This is a genomic window from Pseudomonas sp. JQ170C (genome assembly GCF_035581345.1).
Classification (GTDB): Bacteria; Pseudomonadota; Gammaproteobacteria; order Pseudomonadales; family Pseudomonadaceae; genus Aquipseudomonas.
This window is the reverse complement of record NZ_CP141608.1, coordinates 3592233-3610261: the sequence shown is the minus strand read 5'-3', so window position 1 is coordinate 3610261 and position 18029 is coordinate 3592233. Positions and strand designations below refer to the sequence as shown.

13 protein-coding genes are annotated in these 18029 nt (G+C 64.9%); 6 read left to right on the top strand and 7 right to left on the bottom strand.

Translation table 11 applies throughout. From position 1 onward, the window contains the following. Window positions 1-7 precede the first annotated feature (7 nt). The 4 genes from U9R80_RS16120 to glgA are packed head-to-tail and all read right to left on the bottom strand — an operon-like array spanning window position 8 to window position 8189. The gene (locus tag U9R80_RS16120; protein WP_301841020.1) at window positions 8-2776 is read right to left on the bottom strand and encodes a malto-oligosyltrehalose synthase; all 2769 of its coding nucleotides are present in this window, start codon (window positions 2774-2776) and stop codon (window positions 8-10) included. Then, entirely contained in the window at window positions 2773-4842 is a 2070-nt protein-coding gene (gene malQ, locus U9R80_RS16115) for a 4-alpha-glucanotransferase (protein WP_301841021.1), read from the bottom strand. Before malQ ends, U9R80_RS16120 begins: the two co-directional genes overlap by 4 nt. Next, window positions 4835-6592 carry a malto-oligosyltrehalose trehalohydrolase gene (treZ, locus tag U9R80_RS16110; protein ID WP_301841173.1) on the bottom strand — a complete coding sequence of 586 codons (1758 nt, stop codon included), beginning with the start codon at window positions 6590-6592 and terminating at the stop codon, window positions 4835-4837. The genes malQ and treZ overlap by 8 nt, the downstream gene beginning before the upstream one ends. A 37-nt stretch (window positions 6593-6629) precedes the next feature. Next, entirely contained in the window at window positions 6630-8189 is a 1560-nt protein-coding gene (glgA, locus tag U9R80_RS16105; RefSeq protein WP_301841022.1) for a glycogen synthase GlgA, read from the bottom strand. A 416-nt stretch (window positions 8190-8605) separates the two neighbouring features. Between glgA and U9R80_RS16100 the strand changes: the two genes are divergently transcribed. After that, complete coding sequence (locus tag U9R80_RS16100) at window positions 8606-9097, top strand: GNAT family N-acetyltransferase (protein WP_301841174.1); 492 nt, start codon at window positions 8606-8608, stop codon at window positions 9095-9097. Window positions 9098-9149: 52 nt separating this feature from the next. Here the strand turns inward: U9R80_RS16100 and U9R80_RS16095 are convergent, their stop codons facing one another. Then, window positions 9150-9317, bottom strand: coding sequence for a DUF6026 family protein (locus U9R80_RS16095; protein ID WP_301841023.1), 168 nt, complete (start codon window positions 9315-9317; stop codon window positions 9150-9152). A gap of 197 nt (window positions 9318-9514) precedes the next feature. Between U9R80_RS16095 and gnd the strand changes: the two genes are divergently transcribed. Genes gnd through U9R80_RS16080 form a run of 3 tightly spaced genes read left to right on the top strand, consistent with a single transcriptional unit; the run spans window position 9515 to window position 13814 of the window. Then, a complete protein-coding gene (gnd, locus tag U9R80_RS16090; RefSeq protein WP_324803227.1) occupies window positions 9515-10498 on the top strand; it encodes a phosphogluconate dehydrogenase (NAD(+)-dependent, decarboxylating) in 984 nt (327 codons plus the stop codon). After that, window positions 10495-11997: a glucose-6-phosphate dehydrogenase gene (gene zwf, locus U9R80_RS16085; RefSeq protein ID WP_301841024.1), complete on the top strand. Its 1503-nt coding sequence runs from the start codon at window positions 10495-10497 to the stop codon at window positions 11995-11997. Before gnd ends, zwf begins: the two co-directional genes overlap by 4 nt. A 20-nt stretch (window positions 11998-12017) precedes the next feature. Then, window positions 12018-13814, top strand: coding sequence for a glycoside hydrolase family 15 protein (locus tag U9R80_RS16080; RefSeq protein ID WP_301841025.1), 1797 nt, complete (start codon window positions 12018-12020; stop codon window positions 13812-13814). 127 nt (window positions 13815-13941) lie between these two features. Here U9R80_RS16080 and nhaB read toward each other — a convergent pair whose 3' ends face one another. Then, window positions 13942-15444 (bottom strand): sodium/proton antiporter NhaB, encoded by a 1503-nt coding sequence (nhaB, locus tag U9R80_RS16075; protein WP_301841026.1) that lies wholly within the window; start codon window positions 15442-15444, stop codon window positions 13942-13944. A 156-nt stretch (window positions 15445-15600) separates the two neighbouring features. Between nhaB and U9R80_RS16070 the strand changes: the two genes are divergently transcribed. Further along, complete coding sequence (locus U9R80_RS16070; RefSeq protein WP_301841027.1) at window positions 15601-16413, top strand: crotonase/enoyl-CoA hydratase family protein; 813 nt, start codon at window positions 15601-15603, stop codon at window positions 16411-16413. Between the two features lie 33 nt (window positions 16414-16446). Continuing rightward, on the top strand, window positions 16447-17277 hold the full coding sequence (nudC, locus tag U9R80_RS16065; protein ID WP_301841028.1) for an NAD(+) diphosphatase: 831 nt from the start codon (window positions 16447-16449) through the stop codon (window positions 17275-17277). On the opposite strand, the gene U9R80_RS16060 is transcribed toward nudC, so the two are convergent. Continuing rightward, window positions 17245-18024 (bottom strand): TSUP family transporter, encoded by a 780-nt coding sequence (locus U9R80_RS16060; protein ID WP_136475667.1) that lies wholly within the window; start codon window positions 18022-18024, stop codon window positions 17245-17247. The two genes, nudC and U9R80_RS16060, sit on opposite strands and share 33 nt — an antisense overlap. Window positions 18025-18029: the final 5 nt, after the last annotated feature.

The following is an 18029-nucleotide window of genomic DNA, read 5'->3' as shown; positions in this document are numbered from 1 at the left end:
TGATGGCTTAGGCATGATCAATCAAAACGTTGACCGGGAACTCCCTGAGTACAGCGCTGAGTAACAGCTCCTTAGAGGTTGTGACTGCGTTGCTGGCAAAAAGTCCCGTGTAGTTGGCAGGTGACAAGGCAGGTGGCAACAGCAGGTGTGTGTCGTCCCAGTTCTGTGCCGGGATCAAGGGAATCGGGGTATCCCCAAGCAAGGCGCAGGCCAGGCGCGGCACAATCACGATGGCCCGCGCCGAGTCACCGACGCGGGCAAAGGCGAGGACCCGCTCGGCGTGTCTGCCGCGCACCTCGAGCGGCAGGTAACGGCCCTCGGCAAACAGCTCGGGGTAGTCCAGGCTACGTTCCAGCACCTGGCTGATCAGGGCCTGCTTGACCCGGCCGCTGCGCCAATCCTGAAGCAGCTGCGCCGTGCTGGTGCTTTCATCCAGGGCCTGGCGGCGTTCGGCAAAATCCACGGCGCGGCGGTTGTCCGGGTCCACCAGGCTCAAGTCCCAGAATTCATTGCCCTGGTACAGGTCCGGCACCCCCGGCACGGTCATGCGCAGCAGGCACTGGCCCAGGCTGTTGAGGGCGCCGGCGCAGGCAAGGGTATGGGCGGCATGGGCCAGGGAGTGACGCAGTTGCTGGTTTTGCGGCTCCAGCAACAGGGCCTCGATAAAGCGCAGGCAGGCCTGCTCGTAGGCATCGTTCGGCGCGTTCCAGCTGCTGCGCAACTTGGCTTCGCGCAGGGCTTTGCGTTGCCATTGCTGCAGGCGTTGCCCGTAGGCGTGCAACGCCAGTGTGTCGTCAGGCGCCAGGCTCAAGGGCCAGCTGCCGAGCAGGGTCTGGTACAGCAGCCACTCATCGCCAGGGCCGGGGGCGATGCCGTCCGCCAGTTCGGTACGCAGGGGCGTGGCCAGCTCGCGCCAGTGCTCGATCCGGCCGACCAGCCACTCACTGCGCTCACTCAATACCGCCAGGCGCGCGCGGCTGTCTTCGCCGCGTTTGTGGTCGTGGGTGGCGGTGCTCAGCAGATTGCCTGGAAAGCGCTGCTGGCGTTGCTGGCAGGCGTGGTGAAAGGCCTCCACCGGGGCACTGAAACGCTCGGCATCAAAGCCCACGTCGTTGCGTGAGAGCAGCAGGGCCGAACGATAGAAGGCCGTGTCTTCCACGGCTTTGGCAGCGGTAGGCGAGGTGAGTTGCTGGAAGCGAATGCAGGCATGGCGCACATGTTTGCGCGCAGGGCCGGGAGGCAGGCTGCGCCAGGGTTGCCCGCCCAGCCAGCGCTGCAGGGCGTCGAGCACCGGCCAGTCGCCTTCGCCCAGGGCTTGCCGGGCGCCCTGTAGGGCCTGCTGGAAGAAGGCTTCGTCTTCAGGGGGGCGGCCCGCGGCGTTGAGGTAAGTGCGGTACACCGGGTAGTGCTCGACCAGTGCCTGCAAGGCCCGGCGGATTGCGCCCAGGGTCAGGTCGCGGCTCATCAGGTCGTCACGCGCCACGTGGAGTAACGCCTGGGCCACTGACTCGAAGTCGCCCGCCAGGCTGCCGTTGAGCACCTGCTGGCGCGCCAGGCGTACTTCTTCGGCAAAGCCCGGGCGTTCGCTCAGGGCGCTCCAGGCTTCGCTCAAGATGGCTTCGCCGGCCGGGTCATGCTGCAGCAGGCTGACCTGGTTCATGAACTCGTAGCCGGTGGTGCCATCCACCCCCCAGTCGCTGTGCAACTGCTCATCGGCGGCGAGGATTTTTTCGACATAAATGGGGAAGTGGTCCAGCGCGGCACTCAAGGGGCGCTCGGCCAGCAAGCGGTCCACCCGCCGGCGCAGTTTTCGGCAATAGCCCCGGGGGTCGGCCAGGCCGTCGATGTGGTCGATGCGCAGGCCGTCGACCAGGCCGCGGCGGATCAGCTCGAAGAGCGTGTGGTGGGTGGCCTCGAACACCTCGCTGCGCTCGACCCGCAAACCACCCAGTTCGTTGATGTCGAAAAAGCGCCGCCAGTTGATGTCATCGGCCGCGGTGCGCCAGCTGGCCAGGCGATACGCCTGGCTTTCCAGCAAGCCGTGCAGGCGCTCGAAGCCTGCGGCGCTGCGGCCATCGAAGGCCAGCAGCAGGTGATCGATGGGAACCTCATTGGCCAGCGCCACCAGTTCCTGTTGCAGGGTCGGCGCCTTGTCGGCGGCGTGGCTGGCGCTGTGCAGGGCAACAAAGCGCATGCCCAGGGCCTGTACGTCGGTGCTGTCGCTCAGGCACAGGATCTGCCCGTAGTCGGTGGGGCTGATCGGGAAGCGGTGCTCGTGGTGCTGGACGTGAAAGCTGCCGTCCCGCGCCTCGAACTGCAGGCGCAAATCCCCGGCCTGCAGCACCGCGCCGTAGTCGCTGGCGAGGAATGGCAACAGCAACTGGCCTTCCAGCAAGGGATCGCTGGAATGCCACTGGATATCGAAGAACGTCGCATAGCGGCTGCGGCGTCCCCAGGTCAGGAGGTCTTGCCACCAGGGGTTGTCGCTACCCACGGCCATGTGATTGGAGACGATATCCAGGATCAGTCCCATGCCGTGCTGGCGCAGCGCAGCCACCAGGCGAATCAGTGCCGCTTCACCGCCAAGCTCGGGGTTGATCCGGGTCGGGTCGACCACGTCGTAGCCGTGCATCGATCCCGGCCGGGCACTGAGCAGCGGGGAGGCATACAGGTGACTGATGCCCAGGCGGGCAAAGTAGGGCACCAGGGGCACCGCATCGTCGAGGCTGAAGCCGGCATGAAACTGCAGGCGCAGGGTGGCGCTCAAGGGTTTCATCGGTCGCGCTCCCAGGCTTGCTCGCGGGCCTGGGCGAGCAGTTCCAGGCGCCGGGCGGCATCGCTGTCGTCGAGCACCGCGGTGGCCGGCAGGGCGAAGCGACGGCGCCAGTTGGGGTGGCCGTCGACCGTGCCGGGCAGGTTGGGTTGCTCGTCGATGCCCAGCAGGTCTTCCAGCGGCAGCAACACCAGCGGGGCACGGGTGTGGCCGAGAAAGCGCACGCAGGCGTCGATCAGTGCATCGTTGTCGGCCAGGGCGCCATAGTTGTGCTCCAGGGTACGCTGCAGGCCCAGCCGCTCCTGTTGACGGGTTTCGCGCCAGTGCCGTTCGGTGATGGCGTCGATCAGGCCCAGGCGCTGGTTCCAGTCGATGTCGCGGGCCTGCAGCCAGCCGGCCAGCGGTGGCAGGTCGTGGGTGCTGGGAGTGGCCAGGGCGTTGTCGGGCCAGTCGAGAATGGGTTTGAAGTGGCCGGGCGGGTCTTGCTCGAATTGCAGCACGCGCATGCCGAGGATGGCGCGCTGCCCGAGTTTTTCCCGAAGCCCGGCGGGGACGGTGCCCAAGTCCTCGCCCAGGACAATGGCGCGGTGGCGCACCGACTCCAGGCACAGCAGGCGCAGCAGATCGTCCAGCGGATAATTGAGGTAGGCGCCGTCACGGGCATGGGCGCCCAGCGGCACCAGCCAGAGGCGCTGCAGGCCCATGATGTGGTCGATGCGCAGCCCCCCGGCATGGGCGAAGTTGGCCCGCAGCATCTCGATAAAGGCGCGGTAGCCATTGCGCCGCAGGCCTTCGGGGGAAAAGGCGCAGATGCCCCAGTTTTGTCCCGAGCGGTTGAGGATGTCGGGCGGCGCACCGACATTGAGCCCGGCCAGCAGCTCGTCCTGGCGGCTCCAGGCCTGGCTGCCGGCGCCGTCGGCACCGACCGCCAGATCGGCGATCAGGCCGATGGCCATGCCGTTGCTGCGGGCTGCATCCTGGGCGCGTTGCAGGCTGCGCTCGATCAGCCATTGGCAGAAGGCGTGAAACTGGATCTGCTCGCGGTGCTGCCGGGCGAACGCGGCGACTTCAGCGCTGCGCGGGTCGTGCCAGCTGTCGGGCCATTGCCGCCAGTCCTGGCCCAGGCCGCGGGCACGGGCCTCGCCCAGCAGTGCTTCAAAGCGGCAGTGTTGCTCCAGGGCATCGCCTGCCTGGGTGCAGTAGCTCTCGAAATCGACGCGCAGTGGATGGTCGCCGTCGATGAAGTCGTCAAACAGCAACTGCAGCAGTCGGTAGCGCACGTCCCCGGCCTGGGGCCAGTCGATCAACGGCTGCTGCTCGAGCTGCTCAAGGGGCTGCTCGAGCCCCAGGGTCTCGATGGCCACCCGCACCACGCGTTCACCCAGTATCACGGCAGGGTTGGCGTACAGGCTGTTGAGGAACAGGCGGCTGGAGGGCGAGTAAGGGCTGTAGCGTTGTGTGTCGCTGGCGAACATGGCGTGCAGCGGGCTGATGGCCAGGGCATCGGCGCCGCGTTCGGCGGCGCTGCGGGCCAGTTGCTCCAGGGCCTGGCAATCGCCGTAGCCGCCATCACCGTGACGGCGCAGGCTGTAGAGTTGCGCGCTGATGCCCCAGCAGCGCGGGGTTGGCGTGTGCAGCGCATCGCCAAGGCTGAAGCAGCGGGAGGGGGCCACGGCGAGGGTAAAGCGCCGCTCATTGATGTCCACCTGGTGGTAGCCGACCGGCAACCCCGGCGCCAGGCAGGCGTTCGGGTCCAGTTGCAGGTGGTGTTCGCTGCCGTCCTCAAGCTGCACCCGGACGGGGCTGGCAGCGGCGAAGTAGGCAGACAGGTCCAGTGCCTGCTGTTCATCGACGGTGAACAGTGGCGGCAGGTGCCGGGCGTCGTGGGCTGTCTTCAGGGCGGCGATGCTGGCGGCGATGGCCTGCGGGTCGTCGGCAGGGTGACCCAGCCCTGCCAGCACCTGGCGCAAGGCGCCATCACTGACCTGTTGGGGGCGCCCGTTGGCGTCGATCCAGTCCACCGAAAGCCCGGCCAGCTCGGCCAGTTGCTGCAGGTGTGCGTCAGTCATGGACAGGCTCCGGCATGGGGCTGGGCAGCAGGCTGACCAGGGTGGAGTAGGGAGGCAGATGATCGCTGGGGAGCGTTACGCTTGTGCAGGCATACACGTGTGTCGAGGCCGGGGGCAGTGTGCAGGCCACTGAAGTCGGGCCGAGGTTGAGGTCGATGCGCAGGGTGCGACCGTCGGCCAGTTGCCAGCGCACGCTCAACGCCTTGGCGCCGATCACCTCGGCACCCTCGGCGCGGCAGCCAGGCAACTGGGCGACGATGTGCCGCTGGCGCAGGTGCAACAGCTGCCGGTAAAAGGCTTGCCAGGCCTCTTGCGGGTCATCCGGCACCCGCAGGCGCGAGGCACTGTAGGTGGCCAGGGCGTTGGGGTCGGGGATGGCGGCCCGCTGCAGCGGGTCGGCGTAGGCGCTGAAACCGGCGAACTCGGCCCGCCGCCCCTCGCGCACGGCATCGGCCAGGTCATCGTGGTGGTCGGTGAAAAACAGGAACGGCGTCTGGCTGCCCCATTCCTCGCCCATGAACAGCAGCGGGATCATGGGCGACAGCAACAGCAGGGTGGTGGCGGCGCGCAGGGCCTGGGGCGGGCACAGCCGCGTCAGGCGCTCGCCGAGGGCACGGTTGCCGACCTGGTCGTGGTTCTGCAGAAACAGCACAAAGGCGCAGGGCGACAGGTGCGCGCTGGGCTCGCCGCGCACGCGACCCGTGCGGTCCGCTTCGCCCTGGAACACGAACCCCTGGCTCAGGCAGCGGGCCAGCTTCTGAATGGTCGCCTCGCGGTAGTCGGCGTAATAGCCTTCCTGCTCCCCGGTGAGCAGCACATGCAGGGCGTTGTGGCCGTCATCATTCCATTGCCCGTCGTACGCTTGCTCCAGCAGGTGCGCCTGGTTGTGCTCGTTTTCCAGCACCAGCCACACCTGCCGGTCGGCTGGCAGCGTCTGGCGCACCCGCTGGCTCAACTCGCGCAGGTATTCGGGATGCCCGATGGCATGCACGGCGTCCAGGCGCAGGCCATCGACGCGATAGTCGTGCAGCCACATCAGGGCATTCTCGATGAAGAAATCGCACACCTGCGGGCGGCGAAAGTCGATGGCAGCACCCCAGGGGGTGTGCCGGTCCTGGCGAAAGAAGCCAGCGGCGTAGCGGTTCAGGTAATTGCCGTCGGGGCCGAAGTGGTTGTAGATCACATCCACCAGCACCATCAGGCCGTGGCCATGGGCCTGGTCGATCAGTTGGCACAGTTGCTCGGGCGTGCCGTAGCTGTGCTGCGGCGCGAAGGGCAGCACGCCGTCATAGCCCCAGTTGCGCTCGCCGGGAAACTGGCCCAGGGGCATCAGTTCGATTGCGGTCACGCCCAGGCTGGCCAGGCGCGGCAGCTGCTGGATCAGTTGGGTGTAGCCACCCATGAGGCCCACATGCACTTCGTAGATCACCGCCTCCTGCCAGGGGCGGCCCTTCCAGTGGGGGTGCTGCCAGGGGTAGCCGGCAAGGTCGACCAGCTGGCTGGGGCCGTGCACGCCTTCCGGCTGAAAGCGTGAGGCCGGATCGGCCACTTGCAGGTCGCCGTCGATACAGTAGCGGTAACGCCTGCCGGCGATGGCCGGCAGGCGTGCGCTGAACCAACCGTCGGCGCCGCGCACAAGGGCGTGGCGCATATCCGGCTCCAGGCACACCTCTACGCTGTGGGCATCCGGTGCCCACAGCGCAAAGCGCGCGGTTTCACTATCAAGCATCACGGCCCCGTGGGTCGCGATCGGCTCTGACCTCAAGGGCATACCTGCCACCTCGTCCTTAACGCGCCATCACCTGCGCCCGCTCGACCAGCTCCTCATACAGCCGCGCATAGGGTTCCACCGCCTGGCACCAGTTGAAGGGCTGGGTCATGGCCAGGCAGCGCATGGCGTTGAGCAAGTCCTTCTTGCCATACACATAGAAGGCCCGGCTCAGTGCCTGGCGGTAGCTTTCAACCGTGGACTCGTCGAACAGAAAGCCGGTGACGCCGTTGTCGATGGTGTCGGCCAGCCCGCCGGTATTGCGCGCCACCGGCAACGAGCCGAAGCGCTGGGCGTACATCTGGCTCAGGCCGCAGGGCTCGTAGCGCGACGGCATCAGGAGGAAATCGCTGCCGGCAAACATGCGCCGGGCATCGGTTTCGTTGAAGCCGATGCGTACGCCGATCTGGCCGGGGTAGCGCAGCGCCAGTTCGCGCATGGCGTGTTCTTCTTCCGGCTCGCCGCGGCCAATGATCGCTATCTGGCCGCCCTGGCTGACGATGTAGTCGGCCACGCCCAGGGTGAGGTCCAGGCCTTTCTGGTAGACCAGTCGCGACACCACGGCGAACAGCGGGCCGGTGGACGGTTCGAGCTCGAACAGTTCACGTACCTGGCGGCTGTTGGCGGCCTTGCCATCCCAGTCGTTGAGGCTGAACGGGTGGGCCAGGTGCGGGTCGCTGGCCGAATCCCAGCTTTCATCGATGCCGTTGGGGATGCCGCTGAGCAGGCCCTGCTGGGCCTTGCTGTCCAGGAAGCCGTCCAGGCCGCAACCGAAGTCCGGGGTGGTGATTTCCCGGGCGTAGGTGGCACTGACCGTGGTGATGTGGCTGGAGTAGGCCAGGCCCGCCTTGAGGAACGACAGCTTGCCGTAGAACTCCATGCCTTCCTGCTGCAGGGCATGGTTGGGGATGGCGAGCTCCGGGCAGCAGGCACGGCTGACCACGCCCTGGTAGGCCAGGTTGTGAATGGTGAACAGGGTCGGGGTTTGCAGGCCGCGCCAGTGCATGTAAGCGGGGGCAAGGCCGGCGGGCCAGTCATGGGCATGCACCAGGTCCGGCTTCCAGTGCACCATGCCTTCGCCTGCGGCGATTTCAGCGGCGGCCAGGCCCAGGCGGGCGAAACGGATGTGGTTATCAGGCCAGTCACGGCCGTTGTTGGCACCATAGGGTGTGCCTTCGCGCTGGTACAGCTCCGGGCAGATCAGCACGTAAATCACCAGCCCGTCGGCCAGGTCCATGCGTCCGATCTTGCAAGGTGGCAATGCCGCATGCCCACCCAGCTCGCCCACCAGGTGAATCGGGTACTCACTTTCCAGCACCTGCGGGTAACCGGGAATCAGCACCCGCACATCGTGCAGGTGGCGCATCGCACGGGGCAGGGCTGCGGAAACGTCGCCCAGGCCGCCAGTCTTGACCAGGTCGGCGATCTCGGAGGTTACGAACAAGACTTTACGTTTATGCGCAGTGTGCCGGGGGTCGGCGTCGGGTGCCTTGGCTGTCGTATTGAAATGCGTGGCCAGTGGCTCACGGTTGTCCGGGGTGAAATGCTCTACGTTAGGCTCGACAGCGGCACTGATCATACTTCTCTCCGTCCCTATGTTGCGGGTGTGGTCACCCGTTGTTGTGTGTCTGCTAAAGGCGTCTCTCTGTGTGTGGAGTTGCATTGCGAACCATGCCCCGACGTCATGCGCGCAAGCGCTACGCAAGTCGGCGATCCGTGCCGGCGGCGTGGTGACAGTTTGGGGTGGGTGGGCCGCGCCTGGATGACCAGAAACGATGGCCTACTAAATTGCTGACCTGTTGCGATTTCAGAAAGTTCGACTTTTTTCAGTCGTGTTTTCCGAACAATCTCGTGGCCGCAACTGAGTGTAGGAGAGATACGCGGGGAAATGTGACCCGCTGGTCACTTTACTTTCAGCTTGTGGCATACCGTACAATCGGCCGACTTACCCCGGCGCTTGACCGGGGCAACACTTTTTAAGGGACAGGGATGACCATGGACGGCGAACGGATTCTGGTTCTACAGGCCAGCTACAGCAACCCGATGCACGCAGAAGCCATCGGCCTGGTGCTGGACCAGTATGCCCGGGACCCTATGGGCGGTGGGCAACCGCTCGATCCGCAGTTGCTGGCGCAACTGCCGGAGGAACTGGCGCGGCGGCCCCATGCCTTCAGCGTACTGGCCTTCGTCGATGGCCAGCCGGCGGGGCTGGTGAATTGCTTCGAGGGGTTTTCGACCTTTGCCTGCCGGCCGCTGGTGAACATTCATGATGTGTCGGTGGTGCCGGCGCATCGCGGCAAGGGATTGAGCCAGCGCATGCTGGCCAAGGTCGAAGAAATCGCCCGCCAGCGCGGTTGCTGCAAGCTGACCCTGGAGGTGCTCGAAGGCAATCCCGCCGCACAGGGCAGCTACCGCACATTCGGCTTTGAACACGCCCGCTTCGATCCGGCCTATGGCGCCATGCAGTTCTGGACCAAGGCGCTGTAGGGCAGGGGGCGAAAAGTGGAAGGGTAGGTGTTGGATAACCTACCCGTGAGGATCAGGTGAGAGAGTTTTTACTGTCGGACTTGGCTTGTTCTAACTGTTGACTCAGCGTGGCAACTTGCTGTTGCAACAGATCGCGCTCTTCTCGCAGGCGCCGCAGCTCTTCCCGGGTAATGGTGACGTAGAGCGTTTGGGGCGGCATTTTCGCCAGAAGGGTTCCCATTGCACACCTCGCAAATGGCTGGTTGTTTGTTACAAGCGTAGTGGCTCGGTCGGCCGGGATTCTGAATTCTTTTTAAGTGCATGGGAACTTATTTGTTTCTTGCTGTCTTGCCGTTCGTCGCTGAACCAAGTCTGCCCGTGCTGGACTAACCTTGAAGGCCTGAACCGGCAGTTTTCATTCAAGGGGAGCATCGGCACATGCAACTGGGAATCGTGGGGCTGGGCCGCATGGGCGGCAATATTGCAAGGCGTTTGATGCGCGGCGGCCACCAGACGGTGGTCCATGACCGCGACCGCAAGGCCGTCGAAACCCTGGCCGCCGAGGGTGCTGTCGGCGCGCACGACCTGGGCGCCCTGGTGGGCAAGCTGCACAAGCCACGAGCGGTATGGGTGATGCTGCCGGCCGGCGACGCCACCGAGCAGACCATTGCGCAACTGGCCGATCTGCTGGATGCCGACGATGTGATCATCGACGGCGGCAACACCTTCTATAAGGACGACATCCGTCGCGCCTGCGACCTGGGCAAGCGGCAACTGCATTACATGGACGTGGGCACCTCGGGCGGTGTCTGGGGCCTGGAGCGTGGCTACTGCATGATGATCGGCGGCGAGAAGGCGGTCTTCGATCGCCTCGATACGCTGTTTGCCACACTGGCCCCCGGTGTCGGCAACATCCCCCGCACACGAGGCCGCCAGGGGCCGGCCGGGCGCGCCGAACAGGGCTACATCCACGCCGGCCCGGCAGGTGCCGGGCACTATGTGAAGATGATCCATAACGGTATCGAGTACGGCCTGATGCAGGCCTACGCCGAGGGCTTCGACATCCTCAAGAGCAAGGGCAGCGATGCCTTGCCGGTCGAACAGCGTTTTGACCTGGACGTGGCCGAGATTGCCGAAGTGTGGCGTCGTGGCAGCGTGGTGACGTCGTGGTTGCTGGACCTCACCGCCGATGCCCTGGTGGCCGACCCGCAATTGGGTGGCTACAGCGGTTCGGTGGCCGACAGCGGCGAAGGGCGCTGGACCATTGATGCCGCCGTGGAGCAGGCGGTGCCGGTGCCGGTGCTGTCGAGCGCGCTGTTTGCCCGCTTCCGTTCGCGTCAGCAGCAGGGCACCTACGCTGACCGGATGCTCTCGGCAATGCGTTTCGGTTTCGGTGGCCATGTCGAGAAGAAACCCGAATGACGACACCACAAATCGAAGCGGCACCACCTTGCACCCTGTTCCTGTTTGGCGCCAATGGCGACCTGGTCAAGCGCCTGTTGATGCCGGCGCTCTACAATCTCAGCCGTGATGGCCTGCTGGACAAAAACCTGCGCATTGTCGGGGTGGACCATAACAGCGCCACCGATGCGCAATTCGCCGAACGCCTGGAGGCGTTCATGCGCGAGCGCGACAAGGGCCGTGAAGGCGCTGAAAAGTGCCTGGACGACAAGCGCTGGAGCCGGCTGGCCAAACGCATTGGCTACCTGACCGGCGACTTCCTCGACGAGGCTACCTACCAGGCCATCGCCCAGCGAATCGAAAAGAACCCGAGCAGTAACGCGGTGTTCTACCTGGCCACCTCACCGCGCTTTTTCGGCGAAGTGGTGCAGCGCCTGGGGGCGGCTGGCCTGCTGGATGAAACCGAGGGCTTTCGCCGGGTGGTGGTGGAAAAACCGTTCGGTTCGGACCTGGCCAGCGCCGAGGCGCTCAACGCCTGCCTGCTCAAGGTGATGCACGAGAAACAGATCTACCGAATCGACCATTACCTGGGCAAGGAGACAGTGCAGAACATTCTGGTCAGTCGATTCTCCAACGGCCTGTTCGAGGCCTTCTGGAACAACCACTACATCGACCATGTGCAGATCACCGCCGCCGAAACCGTCGGGGTCGAGAGCCGCGGGGCATTCTATGACCACACAGGCGCGTTGCGCGACATGGTGCCCAATCACCTGTTCCAGCTGTTGGCGATGGTTGCGATGGAGCCCCCCGCGGCCTTTGGCGCCGACGCGGTGCGCAGCGAGAAGGCCAAGGTCATCGGTGCCATACGCCCCTGGTCGAAGAACATGGCCTTGAAGAACTCGGTACGCGGGCAGTACACCGCCGGTAAACTGGGGCGCAAGAAGTTGCCCGGCTACCGGGAGGAGCCGCGGGTCGATCCGCACAGCCAGACCGAGACCTACGTGGCGCTGAAGGTGATGATCGACAACTGGCGCTGGGTGGGAGTGCCGTTCTACCTGCGCACCGGCAAGCGCATGAGCGTGCGCGATACCGAGATCGCCATCTGCTTCAAGCCTGCGCCCTATGCACAGTTTCGTGACACCGAAGTCGAGAAGCTCAAGCCCAACTATTTGAAGATCCAGATCCAGCCCAACGAAGGCATGTGGTTCGACCTGCAAGCCAAGCGGCCAGGCCCGGCCCTGGCGATGGAGAACGTCGAACTTGGGTTTGCCTACAAGGACTTTTTCAAGATGCAGCCGTCCACCGGCTACGAGACCCTGATCTACGACTGCCTGACAGGCGACCAGACCCTGTTCCAGCGCGCCGACAATATCGAGAACGGCTGGCGTGCCGTGCAGCCATTTCTCGACGCCTGGGCGGAGGGCGGCGAGGTCCAACCCTACGCCGCCGGTGAAGACGGCCCGGCAGCGGCGGACGAGTTACTGGCCCGGGATCGGAGGGTCTGGCACAGCATTGGCTGACACACGCAAGAGGAGGGCCGATGCCCGGCTTGATCGAAGACTACGCACTGATCGGAAACTGCCGTAGCGCCGCCCTGGTGGGGCGTGACGGCGCACTGGACTGGTTGTGCCTGCCCAGGTTCGATTCGCCGGCGGTGTTCGCAGCCTTGCTCGGCGATGAGGAAAACGGGCGCTGGCGCCTGGCGCCCAGCGAGGCGGTGACGCAGGTCAGCCGGGAGTACCTGCAGGACACGCTGATTCTGCAGACCACCTTCGTCACCGCCAGCGGTCGAGCCCGGGTCACCGACTGCATGCCACTGGCCGATCACAACACCGTGGTGCGGGTGGTCGAAGGGCTCGAAGGTCAAGTGCCCTTCGAGATGGACCTGGTGATGCGCTTTGACTACGGGAACAGCGTGCCCTGGGTTGAAAAGAGCGAGCCTCTGGTCCTGACCGCCGTGGCCGGGCCGGATCGCCTGGTACTGCGCAGTGAAGTCGCCACCCATTCCCACGACCAGCATGTGGGCAGCCACTTCAGCGTTCAGCCGGGCCAGCAATTGGCCTACAGCCTCACCTACCAAGCCTCCCACTTGCCCTTGCCGCCCTCGTTCTGCATCGAAAAAGCCCTGGAAGAAACGGCGGCACAGTGGCGGGCTTTCGCTGGGCGCTGTCCCGATGTCGGCCCCTGGACGGCCTTGGTAAAGCGCTCGCTGATCACCCTCAAGGCCATGACCTATGCCCCCACCGGCGGCATCGTGGCGGCAGTCACCACCTCGTTGCCCGAACGCCTGGGCGGTGAACGCAATTGGGACTACCGCTATTGCTGGCTGCGCGATGCAACCATGACCTTGCTGGCGTTCATGAACCTTGGCTACTTCGAGGAAGCCCAGGCCTGGCGTGAATGGCTGTTGCGCTCGGTGGCCGGCAACCCGGAGCAGATGCAGATCATGTACGGCCTGGCGGGTGAGCGACGGTTGCAGGAGTACGCGCTGCCCTGGCTCGGCGGCTACGAAGGCTCGCAGCCGGTACGGATCGGCAACGCCGCCGCCCTGCAGCACCAGTTGGACATTTATGGCGAGATGGCCGATGCCCTGTGCCAGGCGGTACGCGGCGGCCTGCCACGGCATCCGCGCAGTGCGGCGATCTCGCGGGTGATTCTGGCGTACCTGGAAAAGGTCTGGCGCGAGCCCGACGAAGGGATCTGGGAGGTACGCGGCGGCTGCCAGCACTTCACCCATTCCAAGGTCATGGCCTGGGTGGCCTTCGACCGCGCGGCGAGCCTGAGCGACACCACCGAGGAAGGACAAGCCAGGGCCAGGCACTATCGGCAGGTCGCGGCGAAGATTCACCGTGAAGTCTGTGAGCAGGGCGTGAGCCCGGAACTGGGCTGTTTTGTGCAGGCCTACGGTTCGACCGAAATGGATGCCAGCCTGTTGCAGATTGCCCTGACGGGTTTCCTGTCGGCCGACGATCCGCGCTTTCTGGCCACCCTTGAACAGATCGAGCGCCGGTTACTGCGCAATGGCCTGCTGTTGCGCTACGACACCGACAGCGGCTGCGATGGCTTGACGCCGGGGGAGGGGACGTTCCTGGTCTGCTCGTTCTGGCTGGCCGATGTGTATGTGCTGCTGGGCCGCGACCAGGATGCACACGACCTGTACGAGCGTTTGAGCGGGCTGTGCAACGACGTCGGCCTGCTGGCCGAGCAGTACGACCCCTTGAGCGGGCGCATGCTCGGCAACTTTCCCCAGGCCTTCAGCCATATCGGCATTATCAATACGGCGTTGAACCTGCACCGGGCGCAGTGCCCGGCGCGTGACCGGGCAAAAAGCGGATAAAACCATCGCCCCGTAGGCGCGGGCTTGCCCTGCGAGAGGCCGGCACATCCAGCCAACAAGGCGTCGCCTGAATACCGACCTCCGCACGGCCGATCACAGGCCAACGCCAGCGGCTACAAGGCAGGGCTTACAACCAATAGGTCACAGCCCACCAGCCCAAGCCACCCATCACCACGGTATAGGGCAACGCCATCCACACCATCCGCCCGTACGACAGGCGAATCAGCGGTGCAATGGCCGAGGTCAGCAGGAACAGGAACGCGGCCTGGCCATTGGGCGTGGCCACGCTGGGCAGGTTGGTACCGGTATTGATCGCCACCGCCAGGGTCTCGAAGTGCTCGCGGCTCATGTGGCCGTCGAGGAACGCCTGCTTGACCTCGGTGATGTAGATGGTCGCCACGAACACGTTGTCGCTGATCGCCGACAGCAAGCCGTTGGCAATGAACAGCATGCCCGGCTGTTGCTCGGTCGGCAGTGCCAGCACCCACTGGATCAGCGGCGTGAACAACTGCTGCTCGTGAATCACCGCGACCACGGCAAAGAACACCACCAGCAACGAGGTGAACGGCATGGCGTCCTGGAACGCGCGGCCCAGGCGATGCTCGTCGGTAATGCCGGTGAAGGCGGTAATCAGCACGATCACCAGCAGGCCGATCAGGCCGACCTCGGCAATGTGCAGGCCCAGGCTGACGATCAGGATCAATGCGGCCAGGCCTTGGACCAGCAGCGCCACCCGCTGTTGCGCGGTACGCTGGGCGTCGTCTTCGGCGGCGTAGGCGGCCAGCACATCGCGCACGTTGTCTGGCAGCAGGGTGCCGTAGCCGAACCAGCGCAGTTTTTCCAGCAGCACACAGGTCACCAGGCCCGCCGCCAGCACCGGCAGGGACACCGGGGCGACCTTGAGGAAGAAGTCGCCGAAGTGCCAGCCCATCTCATGGCCGATCAACAGGTTCTGCGGCTCGCCCACCAGGGTGCAGACGCCGCCCAGGGCGGTACCCACGGCGCCGTGCATCAACAGGCTGCGCAGGAAGGCGCGAAACTGCTGCAGGTCATCGCGCTGCAGCTGGGCGATGTCGTGGTCGCTGTCCAGGTCAGACTCTTCGCGCGGGTTGCCCCCCGAGGCCACCCGGTGATAGACCGAGTAAAAGCCGACCGCCGCGCTGATGATCACCGCCGTTACGGTCAAGGCATCGAGAAAGGCCGACAGGAAGGCCGAGAGAAAGCAGAACAGCAGGGCCAGCATCGCCTTGGACCGCACGCCCAGCAGAATGCGCGAGAACACGAACAGCAGCAGGTCCTTCATGAAGTAGATGCCGGCGACCATGAACATCAGCAGCAGGATCACCGGGAAGTTGTGCTGCAGTTCGTCATACAGCGCCTGCGGTGTGGTCATCCCCAGCGCCAGCGCTTCGATCATCAGCAGGCCACCCGGCATCAATGGATAGCACTTGAGGGCCATCCCCAGGGTGAAGATGAACTGGACCACCAGCACCCAGCCGGTGACCACCGGACCGAGGGTGAACAGCAGCACGGGATTGAGCAGCAGGAACAGGCAGAGGGTCGCCTTGTACCAGCGGGGCGACTGCCCGAGGAAGTTGTGGGCCAGGGCGCCGGCCAGGGAGCGGGACATGGAAATGTATCCTAATAATTCAACAGGGGCGCAAGGTGCCGGATACAGCCCGCCAGATCAAGGTAAAAGTCCCGGTTTTGGCGCAAGTGCGGCCTCGCTCGGCCCCGAGGCCTTGATATAGTCCTGCGATTATCCTGCCCCCTCAAGGAGAGCGCTGTGACCGACTACCAGGCATTCAAGGTCGAACTGAACAACCATATCGCCCATGTGCAGATCAACCGCCCGGAAAAGTACAACGCGATGAACGCGGCGTTCTGGAGCGAAATCGTCGAGATCTTCAAGTGGATCGACGAGACCGATGCGGTGCGTGCCGTGGTGATCAGCGGCGCGGGCAAACACTTCTCGGCCGGTATCGACCTGATGATGCTGGCCAATCTGGCCAACGAGCTGGGCAAGGACGTGGGCCGCAACGCCCGCACGCTGCGCCGGATCATTTTGCGCATGCAGGCCTCGTTCAATGCGGTGGACAGCTGCCGCAAACCGGTCCTGGCGGCCATTCACGGTTACTGCATCGGCGGCGCCATCGACCTGATCTCGGCGTGCGACATGCGCTACTGCAGCCGCGACGCGCAGTTCTCGATCAAGGAAATCGACATGGGCATGGCTGCCGACGTGGGCACCTTGCAGCGCCTGCCGCGGATCATCGGCGATGGCATCATGCGCGAGCTGGCCTACACCGGGCGTAATGTCGAGGCCGACGAGGCCCAGCGCATCGGCCTGGTGAATCGGGTCTACGATGACCATGACGCCTTGCTCGACGGAGTCTTTGCCATTGCTGCCGAAATTGCGGGAAAATCCCCGATTGCCGTGGCCGGCACCAAGGAAATGATCAGCTATATGCGCGATCACCGTATCGACGATGGCCTGGACTACATTGCCACCTGGAACGCCGCCATGTTGCAATCCACGGATCTGCGGGTGGCCGTGGCTGCCCACATGAGCAAACAGAAACCCGAGTTCGCCGACTGACCCCAGCGGCGGGCCCGCGCAAGGAACCGGAACATGGCAGTGCGTTGGACCACCGCGGTACTGGACACAAACCTCGCTGGCGGCTGGGCGGTAGCCCGTAGCCGCGAGGGCTTTCTGGTTGACGACAACGGCGCGCTGTTCCCGCGCGACTGGCTCAAGCGGCAAGCGCTGGACGTATTGTTCGAGCACGGCATCGGCCATTTTGATGGTCAGCCGGTGTACCTGCTCGAACTCCGGGCCCCGCAGGCGGTGGCCGGTTGCAGCTGGCGCGGGTTGCGCCAGTTCATGCTTGAAGGCGACTTCGATACCTACAAGATTCTTGGCTATGCCGCCCAGATCGGCACCTGGGCGCGCGAGCACCGCTTTTGCGGCAGCTGCGGTCAGCCCATGCAGCAGATCCACTGGGAGCGGGCGATGTTCTGCGAGCCCTGCGACCTGCGCAGCTACCCGCGCATTTCGCCGAGCATGATCGTGCTGATCACCCGTGGCGATGAAATCCTCCTGGCCCGTTCACCGCGCTTTGTCACCGGCGTCTACAGCACCCTGGCGGGCTTTGCCGAGCCTGGCGAATCAGCCGAGGACTGCCTGGTGCGCGAAGTGCGCGAGGAAGTGGCGATCGAGGTGCAGAACATCCAGTACGTCGGCAGCCAGTGCTGGCCGTTCCCGCATTCGATGATGCTGGGCTTTCATGCCGAGTACGCGGGCGGGGAGATCGTCATGCAGCCGGACGAGATCGAAGACGCCCAGTGGTTCCGGGTCGATGCGCTGCCGCCGTTGCCGGCGGGGCGCTCGATCGCCCGGTACCTGATCGACCTGTACGTGGCGCGTCGCTTAGGCCTGGCCGAACCAGTGCTGCCACGCTAGGCGCACGGTCAGCGCCAGCACCACGGTGATGAACACCGGGCGGATGAACTTGCTGCCGCCGCTGATGGCGGTACGCGCGCCGAAGAACGCGCCGACCATCAGCGCCGAGCCCATCGACAGCCCCACCAGCCAGTCGACCTGACCGGAAAAGATGAACACCGACAGTGCCGCGGCATTACTGACGAAGTTCATGCTGCGCGCCACACCGCTGGCCTTGACCAGATCAATGGGGTAGAGCAGCAGGGTGCTGACGGTCCAGAACGCACCGGTGCCCGGGCCGGCTACCCCATCATAGAAACCCAGGGTCAGGCCCTGGGGCAGTTGCCATTTTTTCTTCACCGGTACATCGGCATCCAGCGGCGCCTTGGGCGTGCCACCGAACAGCAGGTAGACACCACACAGGAAGACGATCACCGGCAGCATCTTGTTCAGCCATTCGGCCGGCAAGTAGTGGGCGACCACGGCACCGATCAGGGCGCCGACAAAGGTGCCGGCCAGGGCGTGTCGCCACTGGGCTGGGTGGAACAGTTTGCGTCGGTAGTAGGTGAATCCGGCGGTCGCCGAACCAAAGGTCGAGCTGAGCTTGTTGGTGCCCAGCACCAGGTGCGGTGGCATCCCGGCGGTCAGCAGGGCGGGGGTGGTCAGCAGGCCACCGCCTCCGGCAATGGCATCGATGAATCCGGCAACAAAGGCGACAGCGGCGAGAATGGCGAGGGTGGTGAGGTCTACGCTGAGTTCAAAGGGCATGGCAT